Genomic DNA, 15,429 nt, shown 5'->3' with positions numbered 1-15,429 from the left:
CTACCTCACCTGTTTCGCTCGCGCGTCTGGTGAACGGCGGCGGCCAGCGCCACGCCGGTGAGCGCGGCGGTTGCTCCGCCCAGCAGGCGGTCCTGGCGCCTTGCCCGCGCCAGGGCCTCGCCATAGGGCACGGTCGTGTGCGAGATCAGCGTGTACAGCGGCACCCAGGCGCGCGGGAAGCACCGGTGCAGCAGCAGGTCGGCCTTCTTGCGGGCGAGGAACAACGGGGAGCGCACCTTGTCCCGCAGTTCGACGAAATTCCGTTTGGACAGCTCGGCAAGCACATCGGTGTGCGGCCGGCGGGCGCGCTCGAACGCGGCCAGCGCGGTGGGCAGGTCGGCCGGGTGCTCGCGCAGGCACCGGTCGAGCACCGAGCAGTCCTCGAACGCCGAGTTCATCCCCTGGCCGAAGAACGGGTACACCGCGTGCGCGGCGTCGCCGAGCAGCACCACCCCGCCCGCGCCACCCGGCAGGTGCCACGGGCTGGTGCGCACCGTCACCAGGCTCGCCTCCTGGTGGTCGAGGAACTGCCGCACCAGGTCCGGGATCAGGTCGAGGGTGTCCGGGAAGCAGCGGGCGAAGAAGGAGCGGACCCGCTCGGGCGTGGTCAGCCCGGCGAACCCGGCTTCCCCTTCGAACGGCAGGAACACCGTCGCGGTCAGCGAACCGTCCACATTGGGGTGTGCCACGATCAGCCCCTCGTCACCGGGCCAGACGTGCAGCGCGCGCAGCTCGGTGCGCGGGTGGCCGTCCGCGCCTGCCGGGATGAGCAGCTCCTTGTACCCCCATTCCAGGAACTCCTGGTGCAGGTCCATCCGGCGGGCACGGCCCAGCCGGGCACGCACCGTGGAGAACGCGCCGTCGGCGCCGATCACCAGGTCCGCGGCGTGCTCCCCGGTGTCGGTGCGCACCGAGGGGACGGTGCTGTCCACCTCCCGTACCGGGGTGTCCCAGTGGAAGGTGACGCCCAGCCGCTCGGCCTCGGCCACCAGCAGCACGTTCAGGTCGTGCCGCAGCACCGAATGCAGTACCTGGTCGGCCCGGCGGCCGTAGGGCTGGAACCGCAGGGCGCCGTCCGGCCCGTGCACCACCCGGCCCCGCATCGGCACGGTCAGCGGCTCCAGCGCCTCCAGCAGCCCGACCCCGCGCAGTGCCTGGATGCCGCGCTGGGACAGGCCGAGGTTGATGGAGCGACCCCGCTCGCGCGCCCCTGGCGAGCGCGGGTCGGGCCGCCGCTCCAGTACCGTCACCCGATGCCCGTGCCGGGCGAGATACACCGCGATCAGCGAGCCCGCAAGGCCCGCACCGGCCACCACGGCACTCACTGCGGCCGCTCCTCGTTCAGCAGCGTGCCGAGCAGCCGGTCCACCTCGGCGTCGGAGAGGTCGTCGAGGGCGTCCAGCAGCGGCACCGGCCCGCGCCGGCCGCCGTTCGCCTCTCCCTCGGCCCCACCGCCTGCCATGGCCTCGCACAGCTGCGCGATGGTCGGTGCGGCGAACAGCGTGGCCAGCGGCAGCTCGGTACCCAGCACCGAGCGCACCCTGGCCAGCATCCGGGTCGCCGTGAGCGAGTGGCCGCCCACGGCGAAGAAGTTGTCGTGCACGCTCAGCTCGACCTCGGCCGGGATGGCCAGCACCTCGCGCCAGATCCCGGCCAGCTGGGCCTCGGATTCGGTGCGCGGGCCACCGTGGCAGCGGTGCCCGTCCACACCGGCTCGGGCAGGGCCGAGCGGTCGGTCTTGCCGGTCGGGGTACGCGGCATCGACTCCAGCAGCACCATGGTCGCCGGCACCATGTAGTCCGGCAGCTTCCGGGCGAGGTGCGGGCGCAGCTGATCCCACAGCCGCCGGGTGGCGTCCTGGCCGGTGCCGCCCGCCCGGGGCACCGCGTAGGCGACCAGCCGCACGTCCGAGTCCCCCGCCGACCAGGTGGTGACCACCGCGTCGGCGACGTCGTCGTGCTCGCGCAGCACCGCCTCGATCTCGCCGAGCTCGATCCGGAACCCGCGCAGCTTCACCTGGTGGTCGGCGCGGCCGAGGAACTCCAGCGTGCCGTCCGCCCTCGGCCGCACCAGGTCGCCGGTGGCGTAGAGGCGGCCGGGGCCGAACGGGTTGGGCCGGAAGCGGTCGGCGGTCAGCCCCGGCATGCCGTGGTAACCACGGGCCACCCCCGCACCCCCGATGTGCAGTTCGCCGATCACGCACGGGGGCACCGGACGCAGCAGCCGGTCCAGCACGTGCAGTTCGGTTCCCGGCACCGGCGGCCCGAGCCGGACCGGTGCCGGCGCCTGCGGCACGACCCCGGCCGCGGAGTACACCGTGGTTTCCGTCGGGCCGTAGCCGTCGATGAGCACCGCGCCGTCGGACTGGAGCGCATCGGCAAGGTCCCTGGTCAGCGCCTCACCCCCGGTGACCCGCAGCCGCACCCCTTGCGGCACCCCGCCGGCCGCGAGGATCAGCCGCCAGCTGGACGGTCCGCCCTGCACCACGGTGGCGCCGGTGGTGCGGATGCGCTCGCGCAGCAGCGCGCCGTCGGCGACGTCCTCGGCGGGGAGGACGGTGACGTGCGCCCCGCACAGCAGTGGCAGCAGCATCTCCACAGTGGACACGTCGAACGCCGGGGTGCTGATCGAGGCGATCCGGTCTTGCGGGCAAAGGCCGAGCAGCCCGTCCATCGCGTGCAGCAGCGCGGCCAGCCCGCCCTGGGTCACCCGGACACCCTTGGGTCTGCCGGTGGAGCCGGAGGTGTAGAGCAGGTACGCCAGCGAGCCGGGATGCTGCGGTACCGCCACCGGCGGAGTCCCTTGCCACTGTCCTGACTGGACCTCGCCGGTCGCGTCCACCAGGACCTCGGTCCACGGGCCGGGCAGCAGCCCCCGGGTTTCCTGCCCGGCCACCAGCACCGGCGCGCAGGCGTCGGCGGCCATGACGGCCAGCCGCGCGGGCGGCCACGAGGGGTCCAGCGGCAGGTACCCCGCGCCAGCCTTCCATGCGGCGATGATGCCGACGATGGTCGGGGCGCCGCGCGGCACCAGCAGCGCCACCGGCTCGTCGGGGCGGGCGCCCGCGGCCAGCAGGGCATGCGCCAACCGGTCGCTTGCCCGGTCCAGTTCGGCGGCGGTGAACCGGTCGTCCAGCAGTACGGAGTCCGGCCGGGCGGCCAGGGCGGCGCGGACCAGCTCGGCCGCGGTCGGCCGCGGCGGGGGCGGGGCCTGCGTGGCCCGCGGGCGCTGCTGCCCGCCCAGCGGCAGCTCGGCCACCGGGGTCGCGTCCTCCGCGCCGAGCGCGGCGGCGAAGGCGGTGTGCAGCGCGACGATGGTGTCCGCGTCGAACAGCTCGGGGTCGTACTGCCAGCGTCCGGACCAGTCCTCACCCGCCTGCTCGACGGTCAGCGAGATCGCGAACTTGGACCCGCCACCCGCGACCGGTTCCGGGGCGAAGGTGACCTCACCTGCCGTGCGCGGCTCGGGCGGCGGCTCCACGGCGAACATCACCTGCACCAGTGGGGCGTGGCTGAGCGAACGCTCCGGCGCTGCCAGGTCCACCAGCTGCTCGAACGGGAGGTCCTGGTGCGCGATGGCGGCCACGGTGGCGGCCTCGGCCGCGGCCCGCGCCTGCCCCAGCGTGGTCTCCTGCGTGAACACCGCGCGCAGCGGCAGGGTGTTGGCCACGAACCCGACCAGGCGATCGGTCTCCGGCCGGGTGCGCGCGGCGGCCGGGGTAGCGACAAGGAAGTCCTCCTGCCCGGTCACCCGGTACAGCACGCTCTGGAAGGTCGCCAGCAATGCGGCGAACCCGCCGGGCACCCGCTTCGCCGGCAGTGCCGCCCGCAGTTCGGCCCCGGCTCCGGATGCGGGGCCGGGCCGGGTGTGGTCCGCGGGCAGGCGCAGCACCGTCGGTGCCCCGCGCAGTGCCTCCGACCAGTACGCGAGGTCCGCCGCGAACGCGCCGCCGTCGACCTGCTCCTGTTGCCACAGCGCGTAGTCCGGGTACTGCACACTCACCTCGGGCGGCTCGGCCCCGGAGTACAGCGTGGCCAGCTCGTCGAAAAGCACCCCGCAGGACCAGCCGTCGGCGATGCTGTGATGCAGCACCAGCACCAGCACATGCCGGGTGGGTGACAGGCTGGCCAGCGCGGCCCGCAGCAGCGGCCCGGTGTGCAGGTCGAAGGGCTGCCGCGCGAGGTCATCGACCAGTGCGTCCACCTCCGCGGGCGTGGCCCGCTCGTAGTGCGGCAGCTCGATCCCGGCCGCGGCCGTGACCACCTGCACCGGGGTTCCTTCCTCCGCCGCGAAGTGGGTGCGCAGCGCCTCGTGCCTGCGCACCAGCCCGGCCAGCGCCGCCCGCAGCGCGGCGGGGTCCACCGGGCCGTCCACGGCGATCCGCCAGCCGATGTTGTAGACCGAGGTCCCCGGCATGAGCTGATCGAGCAACCACAACCGGCGCTGCCCCGACGACGCAGGGAAGACGAAAGCCTCGTCCGAGGGGTTCACCGTGCTCCTCCTTCTCGCGGGCCCCCGCGCTGCTCCCCCATGGCTGTTTCCTGCCTGCCGCGGCGATCGACGGCGACCACCCGGAACTCGGCGGTGTACCGGGCGCCCGCGGCGTCGGTGAGCCAGAGCTCTTCGGGCCCTGGCAGCATCTCGCTGACGCTCATCCGCCCCTCGGGCAGCTCGCGCTCCAGCACGCGCACCGCGTGCGCGAACAGCTCCACCGACGGCTGGCTTTCCAGGTCCACATAGAACGGTTTGTGCTCCACCGGGCTCTTGGCGAAGACAAACCGGCAGATCCCGTGCTCGCGCCGCCACGCCTGCGCGGCGAGGAACCGTTCCGGCTCATCGGCGGCGAAGGCGAACCGGCACTGGCCGGTGCTCAGCCGCCAGGTCTCGCGGGCCACCACCAGCCGGTCCAGGGTCACCCGTGGGGTGTGCTCCCCGGCGGGCAGCAGCCGGAAGTTCTGCACCAGCTGGGCCATGATCTGCTCACTGAGCAGCTCGACGATCTCCAGCTCGCGGCGCCCGTCGCGGGTGCGGGCCACCAGCCGCCCACCCCGCTCGACCACCTCGCATGCGCCGACCGGCACCGTGTTCGCGTTCCTCGGGCCGCACGCGTCGTGCCCGAACTGGATGACGATGTCCTGTGGGGACACCAGTGCGTCGGCAAGGCGCTGCGGGGTTCCGCTCTCGGCCCTGGTGGTCGCCAGTACCACCCTTGGCCCGCCGAGGTCGGCTGCCATCGCCGCGTGCAGGTCCGCTGGGCTGGGGTGCTGGGAGACGAACAGCGCCGAGCGCATCGAGTTGAGCCCGGGGTGCATCTCGCCGAGCACCCACTGGAAGTCCCCGGCGCGGATGGCATCGGCGTCCCTGGCGGCGATCATCAGGTCCGGGCTGTGCTGCACGGCGGCGGGCCACCCCGGCCGCGCGGTGGCGAAGGCGCGCAGCACCCGGTCCCGTACCTCGGCCACCCGGTGCACGCCGAGGTCCCCGCCCAGCGCGGCCGCCCACCGTTCCTGCAGCGTCCGCACCAGCCGCTCGATCACCCGGTGGTCGAGCCGGAAGATGGTGTCGTTGGCCCACAACCAGAAGTCGGCCAGCCGCAGCGCGTCCTGCCCGGTCGCGGCGGCCCGCTCGCGGTAGATGTCGTGCAGCGCCCTGCGGTACAGGGCCGCTCCCGCCGCCGTGTACCAGCGGGCCGCTTCCAGCACCACCGACAGCGGGGGCCACAGCGTGTCCAGCAGCGCGGGCGAGACGGTGACCTCGAGGTCGCGGCGGCACTCCTCGTGCACCACGGTGCGGCCCGCGTAGAACACCCCGGGGCGGCGGGTGGCTTCGGCCCCGGTGAGCTCGGTGAACCGCTCCTGCAGGCCGGAGATCGCCGTCACCAGCGCGTCCGGGTCGCCGACGGCGGCGGCCACCGCGTCCCGGCCGCGTTCCACCTCGGCCAGGGCCGCCGCGGCGGGCTCGCGTACCGCCGGGTCGCCGATGGCCGCGATCTGGGCACGCAGGGAGTCCTCGGGGACCAGGGCGGCCGGCGGGACCTCCATCGTCCAGGCGATCCGCCGCTGGTTGTGATAGCGCTCGAGGATCGCGTACACGGTGGCCGCGTCCGGGACCGTGCCCACATCGACCAGTGCCGCGGCCAGCTCGCGCGCCGACCGCACGCCGTCACAGGCGGCCAGTACGGCGGCTTCGGCCTCCTCGATCGGGATCGGCTCGGTCAGCGGGACGTGCAGCCGGGTACCGACCACGGCGACGAACGGCAGCAGCCTCGGCACCGCCCACGGCCGCACCGCGTCGGTGGTCAGGGTTTCGGCGAGTTCCTGGACCGCCCAGTTCTCCAGGTAGGTGGTACGGGCGGCCAGCAACCCCGCGCCCGGCTTCGCGGTCAGCGGCTCCGCAGCGTGCTCGGTGACCCTGGCCCAGCCGACCGGCCCGAAGAAGCCGATGGTGTCGTTCTTGGCACAGTAACGCTGCAGGTAGCTCACCACGGTGTGCTCCCAGCGCCGGTAGTCCACATTGCGGTTCGCCGGGCGCTGCCCGGACAGGGCCTGATGCAGCGCGTCCACCGCGGTGCGCAGTGCGCGCGGGTTCTGCCAGGCCACCGCCTCGCGGAATTTCGGGTCGCCGCTGATCTCGCGCAGCACGGCGGCCGAACGGGTGCGGGCGGTGTCGTAGTCGGCGGCGTAGCGGGCGGCGGCGGCCTCCCGCGTGCGGCCTGCGGCCAGCGCCGCGTCCAGTGCCGCCAGCGCCTCGCCCCGCACGGCGCCGTCCACCGCGGCGCGGACCTCCGCGAACCGGCCCTTCCGGATCAGCCTGCTCATCCGGCGCAGCAGGGACCGCTGCTCGCCCTCGGCCCGGTCCTCCTCGGCGCGCAGCGCGTGGAACGCAGCCCAGCGGGTCTCGCCGACCGCGTCCTCGGCGGCCAGCAGCGCCTCGGCGGAGCGGGCGGCCTCCGGAGCCGCGATGGCCAGCAACGGTTCGACGCCGAACCCGGTGCCGCGCAGCTCGATCCACCGCCAGGCGCCCCAGTCGCCACCGCCGGGAACCACGAGGTGCTCCGGTGTGGACGTGGCGGGCCGTGCTGCCGGGACCCGGAAGGCGGAGCGATCGCGGCGGGTGATGCCGGGCCGCGGCGCGGTGCGCCCGGCCCCGGTGGTGCGCGCGTCGACCGCCTCGGCGAGCGCCGCGAGGGTCCTTCTCCGGTGCACCTCGGCAATGGGGAGGTCCACGTCGAACTCCTCGTTGATCCGGAAGCCAAGGCGCACGGCCAGCAGCGAGTTGCCGCCGCTGGTGAAGAAGTCGTCGTCCGTGCCGAACTCGCCGCCGGGCAGCAGCGTGGCCCAGATGGCGGCCAGCCGCTGCTGGGTGGGGGTGGCCGGGCCGGTTCCGGTGCCCGCCGCCGGTGCCGCCGCGGCCAGCAGCGCGGTGCGGTCGATCTTTCCGCTGCGGTTGAGCGGAAGCTCCGCCAGCGTCGGGTAGCGCGCCGGGCACAGGTACGGGGGCAGCCGGGTGGCGAGGTACTCACGCATGGCCGCCGGGTCGAACCCGGCAGCGGGCACCACGCAGGCCACCAGGTGCCTGCCCTCGCCGGCACCGTCCACCAGCACCGCCGCGTCGGCGACGGTAGGGTGCGCCCGCAGCACGGCCTCCACCTCCGCGGGCTCCACAAGGAAGCCGCGGATCTTGACCTGCTGGTCGGCCCGGCCCGCGAACTCCAGCACCCCGTCCGGCCGCCAGCGGGCCAGGTCCCCGGTGCGGTACAGCCGCGAACCCGGCGGCCCGAACGGATCGGGAACGAACCTGGCCGCGGTGAGCGCGGGCTGCCCCCAGTAGCCGCGGGCCAGCCCGTCACCACCGGTGTACAGCTCGCCGGTCACCCCCGCCGGGACCGGGCGCATCCGCTCGTCCAGCACGAACACCGATGAGCGCTGCACCGGCCTGCCGATCGGCACGGTCGCCCCGACCGGTTCACGCACCGGGTGGCAGGCGGTGAAGGTGGTGTTCTCGGTGGGACCGTAGCCGTTGATCACCGGTTTGCCGCGTACCCGCAGCGCGGTGTTCACCGCGCCGGGTGCCAGCACGTCGCCACCGGCGAGCAGCTGCTCCACTCCGGCGAGCATCCCGGGGTCATGCGCGACGAGCTGGTGGAACAGGCCCGCGGTCAGCCACAGCACGCTGACCTGGTGCTCGCGCAGCAGCGCGGCGAGCGCGGCCGGGTCCAGCGGCCCCTCGGGGGCGGGTACCACCCGGCCACCGGTAAGCAGCGCGCCCCATACCTCCAGGGTGGTCAGGTCGAAGGCGGTGGCCGAAAGGTGCAGGAAGGTCTGTCCGGGGCCGAAGCGGGCGAAGTTGGGCCCGCTCACCAGCCGCACGACGCCGCGGTGCGGCACGGCGACGCCCTTCGGTCTTCCGGTGGATCCGGAGGTGTAGTTCAGGTAGGCCACCGAAAGCGGGTGCGGCCGGGCCGGGAGCACCGTTTCGCCGGAGTCCGCTTCGGACAGCAGGTCGGCGAGCGGCACGGTGTGCACCCCGTGCACCAGGCGGTCACCGATCACCAGCCCGGTCCCGGACTCGCGCAGCGTCACCGCTTCGCGCGCAGCCGGGTTGGCCGGGTCGAGCGGAAGGTAGGCCGCGCCCGCCTTCAGCACGCCGAGCATCGCCGTGACCAGGTCCGCGCCGCGCGGCAGCGCCAGCCCGACCGGTTGGTCGGCCCGCACTCCCCTGGCCCGCAACGCGCGGGCCACCCGGTCGCTGCGTCCGTCCAGTTCGGCATAGCTGATCCAGCGGCTGCCGTCGAACACCGCGTCGGCCCGCGGGGCGTGCCGGACCCGCTCGGCGAACAGGTCCGGCACGCTCGCCCCCGCCGGATAGTCCACGGTGGTGTCGTTCCACTTCTCCAGCATCCGGACCCGCTCAGCGCCGCGCGGCTCCAGTAGCTCGCGCACGAGCCGCCCGTGGTGCTCGGCGAAGCCGGTGAGGATCTCCCGCACCTGGCCCAGCAGCAGGTCCGGGGCCCAGTCCGGGAACCGGGTGGTGTCGTGGATCAGGCGCAGGCTCAGCTTCGGCTCGGCGAAGGCGTAGAGGGTCAGCGGGTAGCCGGGGCTGCGCAGGATCCGCACCCGGCGGCCAGGGAACGGGTTGCCTGGCCGGTCCGCCAGGATCGTGTCCAGTTCCTTGCGCTCGAACAGCACCAGGCTGCGGAACAACGGCGTATCACCGCCGCGCCCGGCGGCGGCCGCGATCGCGGGCTGCGGGCACAGCTGGTGATCCCGGCAGGCCACCGACCGGGCCCGCACCGTGCGCAGCCAGTCGGCCACGGTGGCGTCCCTTGGCACCGGCAGGTGCAGCGGGGTGGTCGCCAGCAGCAGGCCGACCATTTCATCCGCTCCCGGCACGCTGCCGTAGCGCGCCGAGCGGGTCACCCCGAAGACCGCGCCGTCCTCGCCGGAGTGCGTGGCCAGCAGCAGGCCCCAGGCCGCCAGCACCGCGGTGTTCACCGTGACCCCTGCGTCCTCGGCGAGCCCGCGTAGTGCGGCGGTCTCGGCCGTGGACAGCTCGGTTTCGGCCACCCGCATCCACGGGGTCGCCGCGCCGGGCGACTCCAGCGGCAGCGGCCCGGCCGGGGGCGCACCGGCCAGCTCCCCGGCCCAGAACCGGCGCTCGTCCTCGGTGGCCGGGTCCGAGGACCGCTCGGTGTACCAGCGGACGTAGTCGTGGAAGTCGGGCCGGGGCGGGAAGTCCACCTCGCCCGCGCAATGGTCGTCGATCTCCGCCAGGAGCATCGCCAGCGAACGTCCGTCGAGGATCGCGTGGTGGAAGGTCGCCACGACCACCGGGCCGGACACGGTACTCAGCGTGGTCACCCGCAGCGCGGAACCACCGACCGGATCGACCCCGGCCCGCCGGTCCTCGGCGAGGAAGTCCGCCAGATCCACATCGGACGGACCGGAGAGCATCGGGACATCGGCCGCCGGGCCTGCCCACTGCCGGGCCCCGCCGTCGGGTTCCCAGCGGAACCTGGTGCGCAGCACCGGATGCCGCTCGACGGCGGCGCGCCATGCGGCGATATAGGCGGCGGTGTCGGTTCCTCGCGGGAAGTGCAGGACGCACTGGATGACATCGGTCCCCGCGGCCGGGTCGGCCAGCCCGGCGGCGATCATTCCACGCTGGAGGGGCAATGCGGGTACCGCGGTCACGTGACCTCCTCGTCGGCATCTCGGGTGACCGAGCGGGCGCATGACCAGCGGTCACGCACATCGGCAGGGGCGGTGGGGCGGTTACCCGTTGTGTGCCGTGAGGTGCTCGCGGACGCTGCGCGGGCGCATATCGGTCCACGTCGCGTCGATATGGGCCAGGCACTCCGCGCGCGTGCCGCTGAAGCCTTCAGCCCGCCAGCCTGCCGGGAGGTCGCGGTCGGCGAACCAGATCGAGAACTGTTCCTCGTCGTTCAGCACGACCAGATAGGTGTCGTCCATGTTCCACCCCTCTTCAGGAATCCGCAGCGGTAACTGCGGCGGCAACGCTACGCCCCGGGGTGGTTCGGCGAAACTCTGCCGAATGGTGCAATCCGATCATCATTTTGATCGCGCTGCGGGTCATTGTGCCGGTAATTGTGCGGGTCATTGTGCCGGAGATGTCCATGCTCCGTGACCAACAGTGCGCGCTGCGTTTCCACAGCACACGCTCACCTTGGCGGTCTCGTCACGAGTTCGGTTGGATCACGGTATCGTCTCGACCCGGCCGGCACCGAGGCAGCGGTATCGCCTACTCACAATGGCGCCAGAAAATCGCCCATGAGCCAATGGAGCGGTTTTGCTGCAATTTATCGTCCGCCATATCCGACCAGTAGTAAAAACACACTCGGACCGGATCGACAAATGTTCTCGAAATGACTCCTGCGTCCACTTTGAACTGTCTTATGTGTATGATCTTGTGGAACGAGACGGCTTGCCGTGTCAATCCGATCTCATCGCGGAGCGCCACACCCGCCCGGGCCGACCCTCCCCCGGATGTCCGATCCAAGCCATTCGGAGGGCATAACCAAGATTGATGGGTTGACATACCGGTCACCGGCGCCGGCATGGCGCACTCACTCGTCAATCTATGTGTTCCAGCTCACCGGGAACACCCACGCATCAGATCCGCTCACCCGGCCGCACGGCGGAGGCCACGGTCGGCCGAACGGCCGTAGCGGACTGGTCCACGCCGGCGTACGCCGGTGCCGGTCCACCGATCCCGGCCGGCATCCTCGACCAAGATCGCTCCAGGTCTTGTCCTCGTGCCGAATTTTCGGTGAACTACCGGACCATGTCTAGGATTCCCATCGAGCTGGCGGCCACGAGCGCGCCACCGGACTCCAGCACACACGTGCTGGCCGCCGAGGGCGGCACCCTCGCCTCGATCGAGAGCTGGATCAACGAGACCTTCACCCCGCTGCAGGAGTGGCTGTCCAGCGTCGTGATGGCCGAGATCACGGTCTTCGGCATCACCTTCCCATGGATCGTGGCCTGGCTGGTCCTCGCGGCGACCGTGTTCTCGGTGTACTTCGGCTTCATCCAGTTCCGCGGGTTCAAGCTGGCGACCGAGATCGTCCGGGGCAAGTACAGCAAGAAGGACGAACCGGGCGAGATCACCCACTTCCAGGCACTCAGCTCCGCCGTATCCGGGACGGTCGGCCTCGGCAATATCGCGGGTGTCGGTATCGCCGTGAGCATCGGCGGCGCCGGTGCCACCTTCTGGATGATCCTTGCCGGCCTGCTGGGCATGTGCACCAAGTTCGTGGAATGCACGCTCGGCGTGAAGTACCGCGAGATCCACGCCGACGGCACCGTCTCCGGCGGGCCCATGCACTACCTGCCCAAGGGGCTGGCCGAGCGGTTCGGCAACGGCGGCAGGGCGGTCGGCAGGGTACTGGCCGTGCTCGCCGCGATCATGATCCTGTTCTTCGCCCTTTCCGGCGGCAACATGTTCCAGGCGAACCAGACCTTCGCCCAGCTCAAGGACGTCACCGGGGGCTCGGACGGTTTCCTCGGCAGTGACGGCGCGGCGCTGGTGTTCGGCGTCCTGCTCGCCGCGCTGGTCGGCGTGGTGATCGTCGGCGGGATCAGGTCCATCGGCAAGGTGACCAGCAGGCTGGTGCCGACCATGGCGGTCATCTACGTCGCCGCGTGCCTGATCGTCATCCTGGTCAACATCACCGACGTGCCCGCAGCCTTCGGTGAGATCATCTCCGGGGCGTTCACCGCGAGCGGTGTGGTCGGCGGCGCGATCGGCGCGCTGATCGTCGGCTTCCAGCGAGCCGCCTTCTCCAACGAGGCCGGCCTGGGCTCGGCCTCGATCGCGCACTCGGCGGTGAAGACGAAGCACCCGGTAACCGAGGGTCTGGTCGCGCTGCTCGAGCCGTTCATCGACACCGTGATCGTCTGCACGATGACCGCGCTGACGATCATCATCGCCAAGACCCAGTTCTGGGAGGACGCGAAGTCGGCCTACGTGCAGGCCGGGGACACCCCGGACGGGGTGACGGTGACCTCGGAGTCCTTCGCCACGGTGCTGCCCTGGTTCCCGTACGTGCTGGCCGTTGCGGTGGCCCTTTTCGCACTGTCCACACTCATCACCTGGAGCTACTACGGTCAGAAGGCGTGGACCTTCCTGTTCGGCAAGAGCCGCACCAGCGAGCGCGTCTACCAGGCGATCTTCCTGGTGTTCGTGGTCGCAGGCTCGGTGCTGACGGTCGGCACGGTGATCGACTTCGCGGACGCCGTGCTGTTCTCCCTCGCGCTGTTCAACATCATCGGCCTCTACGTGCTGGTGCCGGTGGTCAAGCGGGAGCTCAAGGAGTACCGCGCGAAGATCCGTTCCGGCGAGATCGAGCGCAACGACGACCTCCGCACCCCGCGATGATCCAGGGCCCGCCTGCTCGGTGACACCGGCCCGAGTGCGCCTGCCTGCCGCCGCCAGGGCGCACCCGGGCCGGATCCGTGCATCACCCGTTCGGCCCTGCCCGGCCGATACGGGTCGCAGTAAACTGCGCTTCCTCTGGGGCGTTTCATCCGAAATGTGCGGTAATCGGTGACCGACACAGAGATAGTTCTGTTCGTTCGCACGCATGACTGGGGAATTGCATGAAAACACAACGCAGGAGATACCTGCGGCATATCGCCGCCGCCGTGGCGGCCATGGTGGCCGTGCCGCTGACGCTGGTGGTCGCCGCGGCACCGGCCGCAGCCGACCCCTGGCCGTTCAACAGCAATTTCCGGCCGGACAAGGGAAATCACAACTACTGCTATTCCTCGTCCTACCGGCCGCGGACCGAGATCCGCACGCAGATCTACAACTCCATGGTCTACATGCACAACAACACCAAGGCGAAACGCACCTACCATTCCTCCTGCGACACCAGCGGGGTCGGGCAGACCGATGTGGTGTGGCAGGGGCGGCGCCTTTCCAGTGGCGCGATCGGGGACGCACGCTGCATGGTCAAGCGGTCCAACGGGCGGTGTGACCGGTACCGGGCCAGGATCAACGGGCCGCTGGTGCGCGAGCACTACTCGAACACGACCTACCGTAACCGGCAGTATCGCAAGACGACCTGCCACGAACTCGGTCACACCCTCGGACTGAACCACTACCCGTCCCCGTACAACGACAGCTGCCAGCGGTCCGGCTGGACCGGCACGATCAGCAGCTCCTGGACGCGGACCTGGACGGCGCACCACCGAGGCCACATCAACAGCTGGTTCGGGTGAGGAGCGATGATGCGAATTCGGACCCAGGATCACTCATCTCACCGCGGCCGGTGGACTCCGAGGTTGCGGCTGATCGCTCCCGCCCTGGTCGCCGCGGCACTCGCTGCGGGCTGTGGCGGTGCACCGGAAGGGAGCCCGGACGCGGGCGCCGCGGCTGCGGAGTCCGGTGTGGACGTTTCCGTGCTGCGCCAGGGACACCACGACTTCGTGCCGGCACCTTCGCCGGAAGCCCTGGTACGTACGGGCAAGCACGAGGTGATCACCGCCGGGAAGGTCGACACGGTCCTGCAGGGCGAGGAGATCCCGCTGCAGGAGGGTGACGAGCAGCCGGAGCTGTTCGTGCTGCTGAAGGTACGGGTCACCGAGACCTTCCGGGCGTCCTCACCCGAGGCGATCAACGACGGCCACGTGTATGTGTCGGTATGGCAGGGCCCGCGGTACAACGATCCGGCGGGTACCCCGGAGTTCAGCCTGGCGGACTGGAACCGGGCGATCCCGGCCGGCACGCCGGTCATGCTGTTCCTGAACCCGGCCGATGAGGGCATTCGGCCCGGCCTGCCGGGTGTGCCCGCTGGCGCCAGGGCGATGGCCGCGGACGTGCAGGGCATCCTGCTCGAGGACGGCGGCAGGTTGCTCGGCGGCTTCGAGGAGCTCGAAGGGCAGTGGACCGGTATCCGGTCGATGACCGAGCTCGCCGACCGGGTCCGGAAGGAGACCAGGTAGCACCGGCACGGGTGTCCCGGCCGTCGTCCGGCCGGGACACCCGGCATGCTCACCGGGGTGTCCGCAGATCCTCCGGGGTCAGCTCCGGCCGCCCACCCGCGTGGCTGGCGGTCTCCGCCGCCGCCGAGACCGCCAGCCGCGCGGCCTCCCGGTAGGGGCGGCCGCGGGTGCGGGCCGCGGTCAACGTGGCCACCAGCGCGTCACCCGCCCCTGTGGTGTCCACGACCGGCGTGTCCAGCAGCGGCAGGAACTCGTAGCCCTCCCGGGTGGCGAACAGGTTGCCCTGTCCGGACACCGCGAGCACCACCAGCTCCGGGCCCGCGGCGAGCAGGTCCCGCGCGGCCCTGTGCGCGTCCTGCACACCGTTGATCGGGTGCCCGGCCAGGTACTCGGCCTCCCGCGCGTCGGCGCGGACCACCTCGGCGAGCGCCAGCAGCTCGCGGTGCCCGTCGGCCGCCGGGGCGCCGTCCAGCACGACGCTCGCGCCCGCTGCCCGCGCGAGCCGGGCGGTGGTGAGTGCGCTCGAGGCGGGTTGCTGGAGCTGCACGACGACCGCCCGCGCGGCGCCGATCAGCGACGAGGCCGCGAACACGTCGCCCTCGGTGGCCAGGACGGCGTCCGGGATGTGCTCGAGGTAGCGCCACTGGCCGTGGTCGTCGACCACATCCACGATCAGCGCCGTCTCGGCGCCGGGACGGCGCACCACATGCGAGGCATCGACGTGGTCGGCGCCGAGCCGTTCCAGCAACCCGTCGCCGACGTCATCGGCGCCGAGCACCCCGACCAGTGCGGTCGGCATACCCAGCTGCGCGAGTCCCACCGCCTGGTTGCCGCCCTTGCCACCCAGCATCTCCCTGCGTGAGCGCACCGGAGCGGCCTGGCCTGTGCCCGGCGGCTCGCCCACCCGGAGCACGAGGTCGCGGCCAAGCTGGCCCAGCACTACTACCTCCGCGGACATACC

The 15,429-nt window shown here is 72.0% G+C and carries 9 protein-coding genes; 3 read left to right on the top strand and 6 right to left on the bottom strand.

The window, feature by feature from the left end:
- Positions 1-5: 5 nt before the first annotated feature.
- The 5 genes from KOI47_RS16200 to KOI47_RS16180 form a co-directional block, all read right to left on the bottom strand.
- Positions 6-1,325 carry an FAD-dependent oxidoreductase gene (locus tag KOI47_RS16200; RefSeq protein ID WP_216216772.1) on the bottom strand — a complete coding sequence of 440 codons (1,320 nt, stop codon included), beginning with the start codon at positions 1,323-1,325 and terminating at the stop codon, positions 6-8.
- The gene (locus tag KOI47_RS16195; RefSeq protein ID WP_216216771.1) at positions 1,322-1,636 is read right to left on the bottom strand and encodes a phosphopantetheine-binding protein; all 315 of its coding nucleotides are present in this window, start codon (positions 1,634-1,636) and stop codon (positions 1,322-1,324) included. Before KOI47_RS16195 ends, KOI47_RS16200 begins: the two co-directional genes overlap by 4 nt.
- On the bottom strand, positions 1,606-4,491 hold the full coding sequence (locus KOI47_RS16190) for a non-ribosomal peptide synthetase (protein ID WP_216216770.1): 2,886 nt from the start codon (positions 4,489-4,491) through the stop codon (positions 1,606-1,608). Before KOI47_RS16190 ends, KOI47_RS16195 begins: the two co-directional genes overlap by 31 nt.
- Positions 4,488-10,193: a non-ribosomal peptide synthetase gene (locus KOI47_RS16185; protein WP_216216769.1), complete on the bottom strand. Its 5,706-nt coding sequence runs from the start codon at positions 10,191-10,193 to the stop codon at positions 4,488-4,490. Before KOI47_RS16185 ends, KOI47_RS16190 begins: the two co-directional genes overlap by 4 nt.
- A gap of 81 nt (positions 10,194-10,274) precedes the next feature.
- Entirely contained in the window at positions 10,275-10,472 is a 198-nt protein-coding gene (locus tag KOI47_RS16180; protein ID WP_216216768.1) for an MbtH family protein, read from the bottom strand.
- Between the two features lie 832 nt (positions 10,473-11,304).
- On the opposite strand from KOI47_RS16180, the gene KOI47_RS16175 reads away from it, so the two are divergent.
- The 3 genes from KOI47_RS16175 to KOI47_RS16165 all read left to right on the top strand — a co-directional run bounded on the left by KOI47_RS16175 (position 11,305) and on the right by KOI47_RS16165 (position 14,468).
- Positions 11,305-12,900, top strand: coding sequence for an alanine/glycine:cation symporter family protein (locus KOI47_RS16175; RefSeq protein ID WP_216216767.1), 1,596 nt, complete (start codon positions 11,305-11,307; stop codon positions 12,898-12,900).
- A gap of 221 nt (positions 12,901-13,121) precedes the next feature.
- The gene (locus tag KOI47_RS16170) at positions 13,122-13,745 is read left to right on the top strand and encodes a hypothetical protein (RefSeq protein ID WP_216216766.1); all 624 of its coding nucleotides are present in this window, start codon (positions 13,122-13,124) and stop codon (positions 13,743-13,745) included.
- Between the two features lie 63 nt (positions 13,746-13,808).
- A complete protein-coding gene (locus KOI47_RS16165) occupies positions 13,809-14,468 on the top strand; it encodes a hypothetical protein (RefSeq protein ID WP_216216765.1) in 660 nt (219 codons plus the stop codon).
- A 49-nt stretch (positions 14,469-14,517) separates the two neighbouring features.
- Here the strand turns inward: KOI47_RS16165 and KOI47_RS16160 are convergent, their stop codons facing one another.
- Positions 14,518-15,426 carry a PfkB family carbohydrate kinase gene (locus tag KOI47_RS16160; protein ID WP_216216764.1) on the bottom strand — a complete coding sequence of 303 codons (909 nt, stop codon included), beginning with the start codon at positions 15,424-15,426 and terminating at the stop codon, positions 14,518-14,520.
- Positions 15,427-15,429 lie beyond the last annotated feature (3 nt).

The organism is Amycolatopsis aidingensis (genome assembly GCF_018885265.1).
Lineage (GTDB): Bacteria > Actinomycetota > Actinomycetes > Mycobacteriales > Pseudonocardiaceae > Amycolatopsis > Amycolatopsis aidingensis.
The sequence above is the reverse complement of the archived record's forward strand: the minus strand, read 5'-3'. Positions and strand labels throughout refer to the sequence as shown.

Bases quoted from the DNA above. Each gene is read 5' to 3' on its own strand.
- KOI47_RS16180 (WP_216216768.1), bottom strand. From the start codon at position 10,472: ATGGACGACACCTATCTGGTCGTGCTGAACGACGAGGAACAGTTCTCG.
- KOI47_RS16175 (WP_216216767.1), top strand. From the start codon at position 11,305: ATGTCTAGGATTCCCATCGAGCTGGCGGCCACGAGCGCGCCACCGGAC.
- KOI47_RS16170 (WP_216216766.1), top strand. From the start codon at position 13,122: ATGAAAACACAACGCAGGAGATACCTGCGGCATATCGCCGCCGCCGTG.
- KOI47_RS16160 (WP_216216764.1), bottom strand. From the start codon at position 15,426: ATGTCCGCGGAGGTAGTAGTGCTGGGCCAGCTTGGCCGCGACCTCGTG.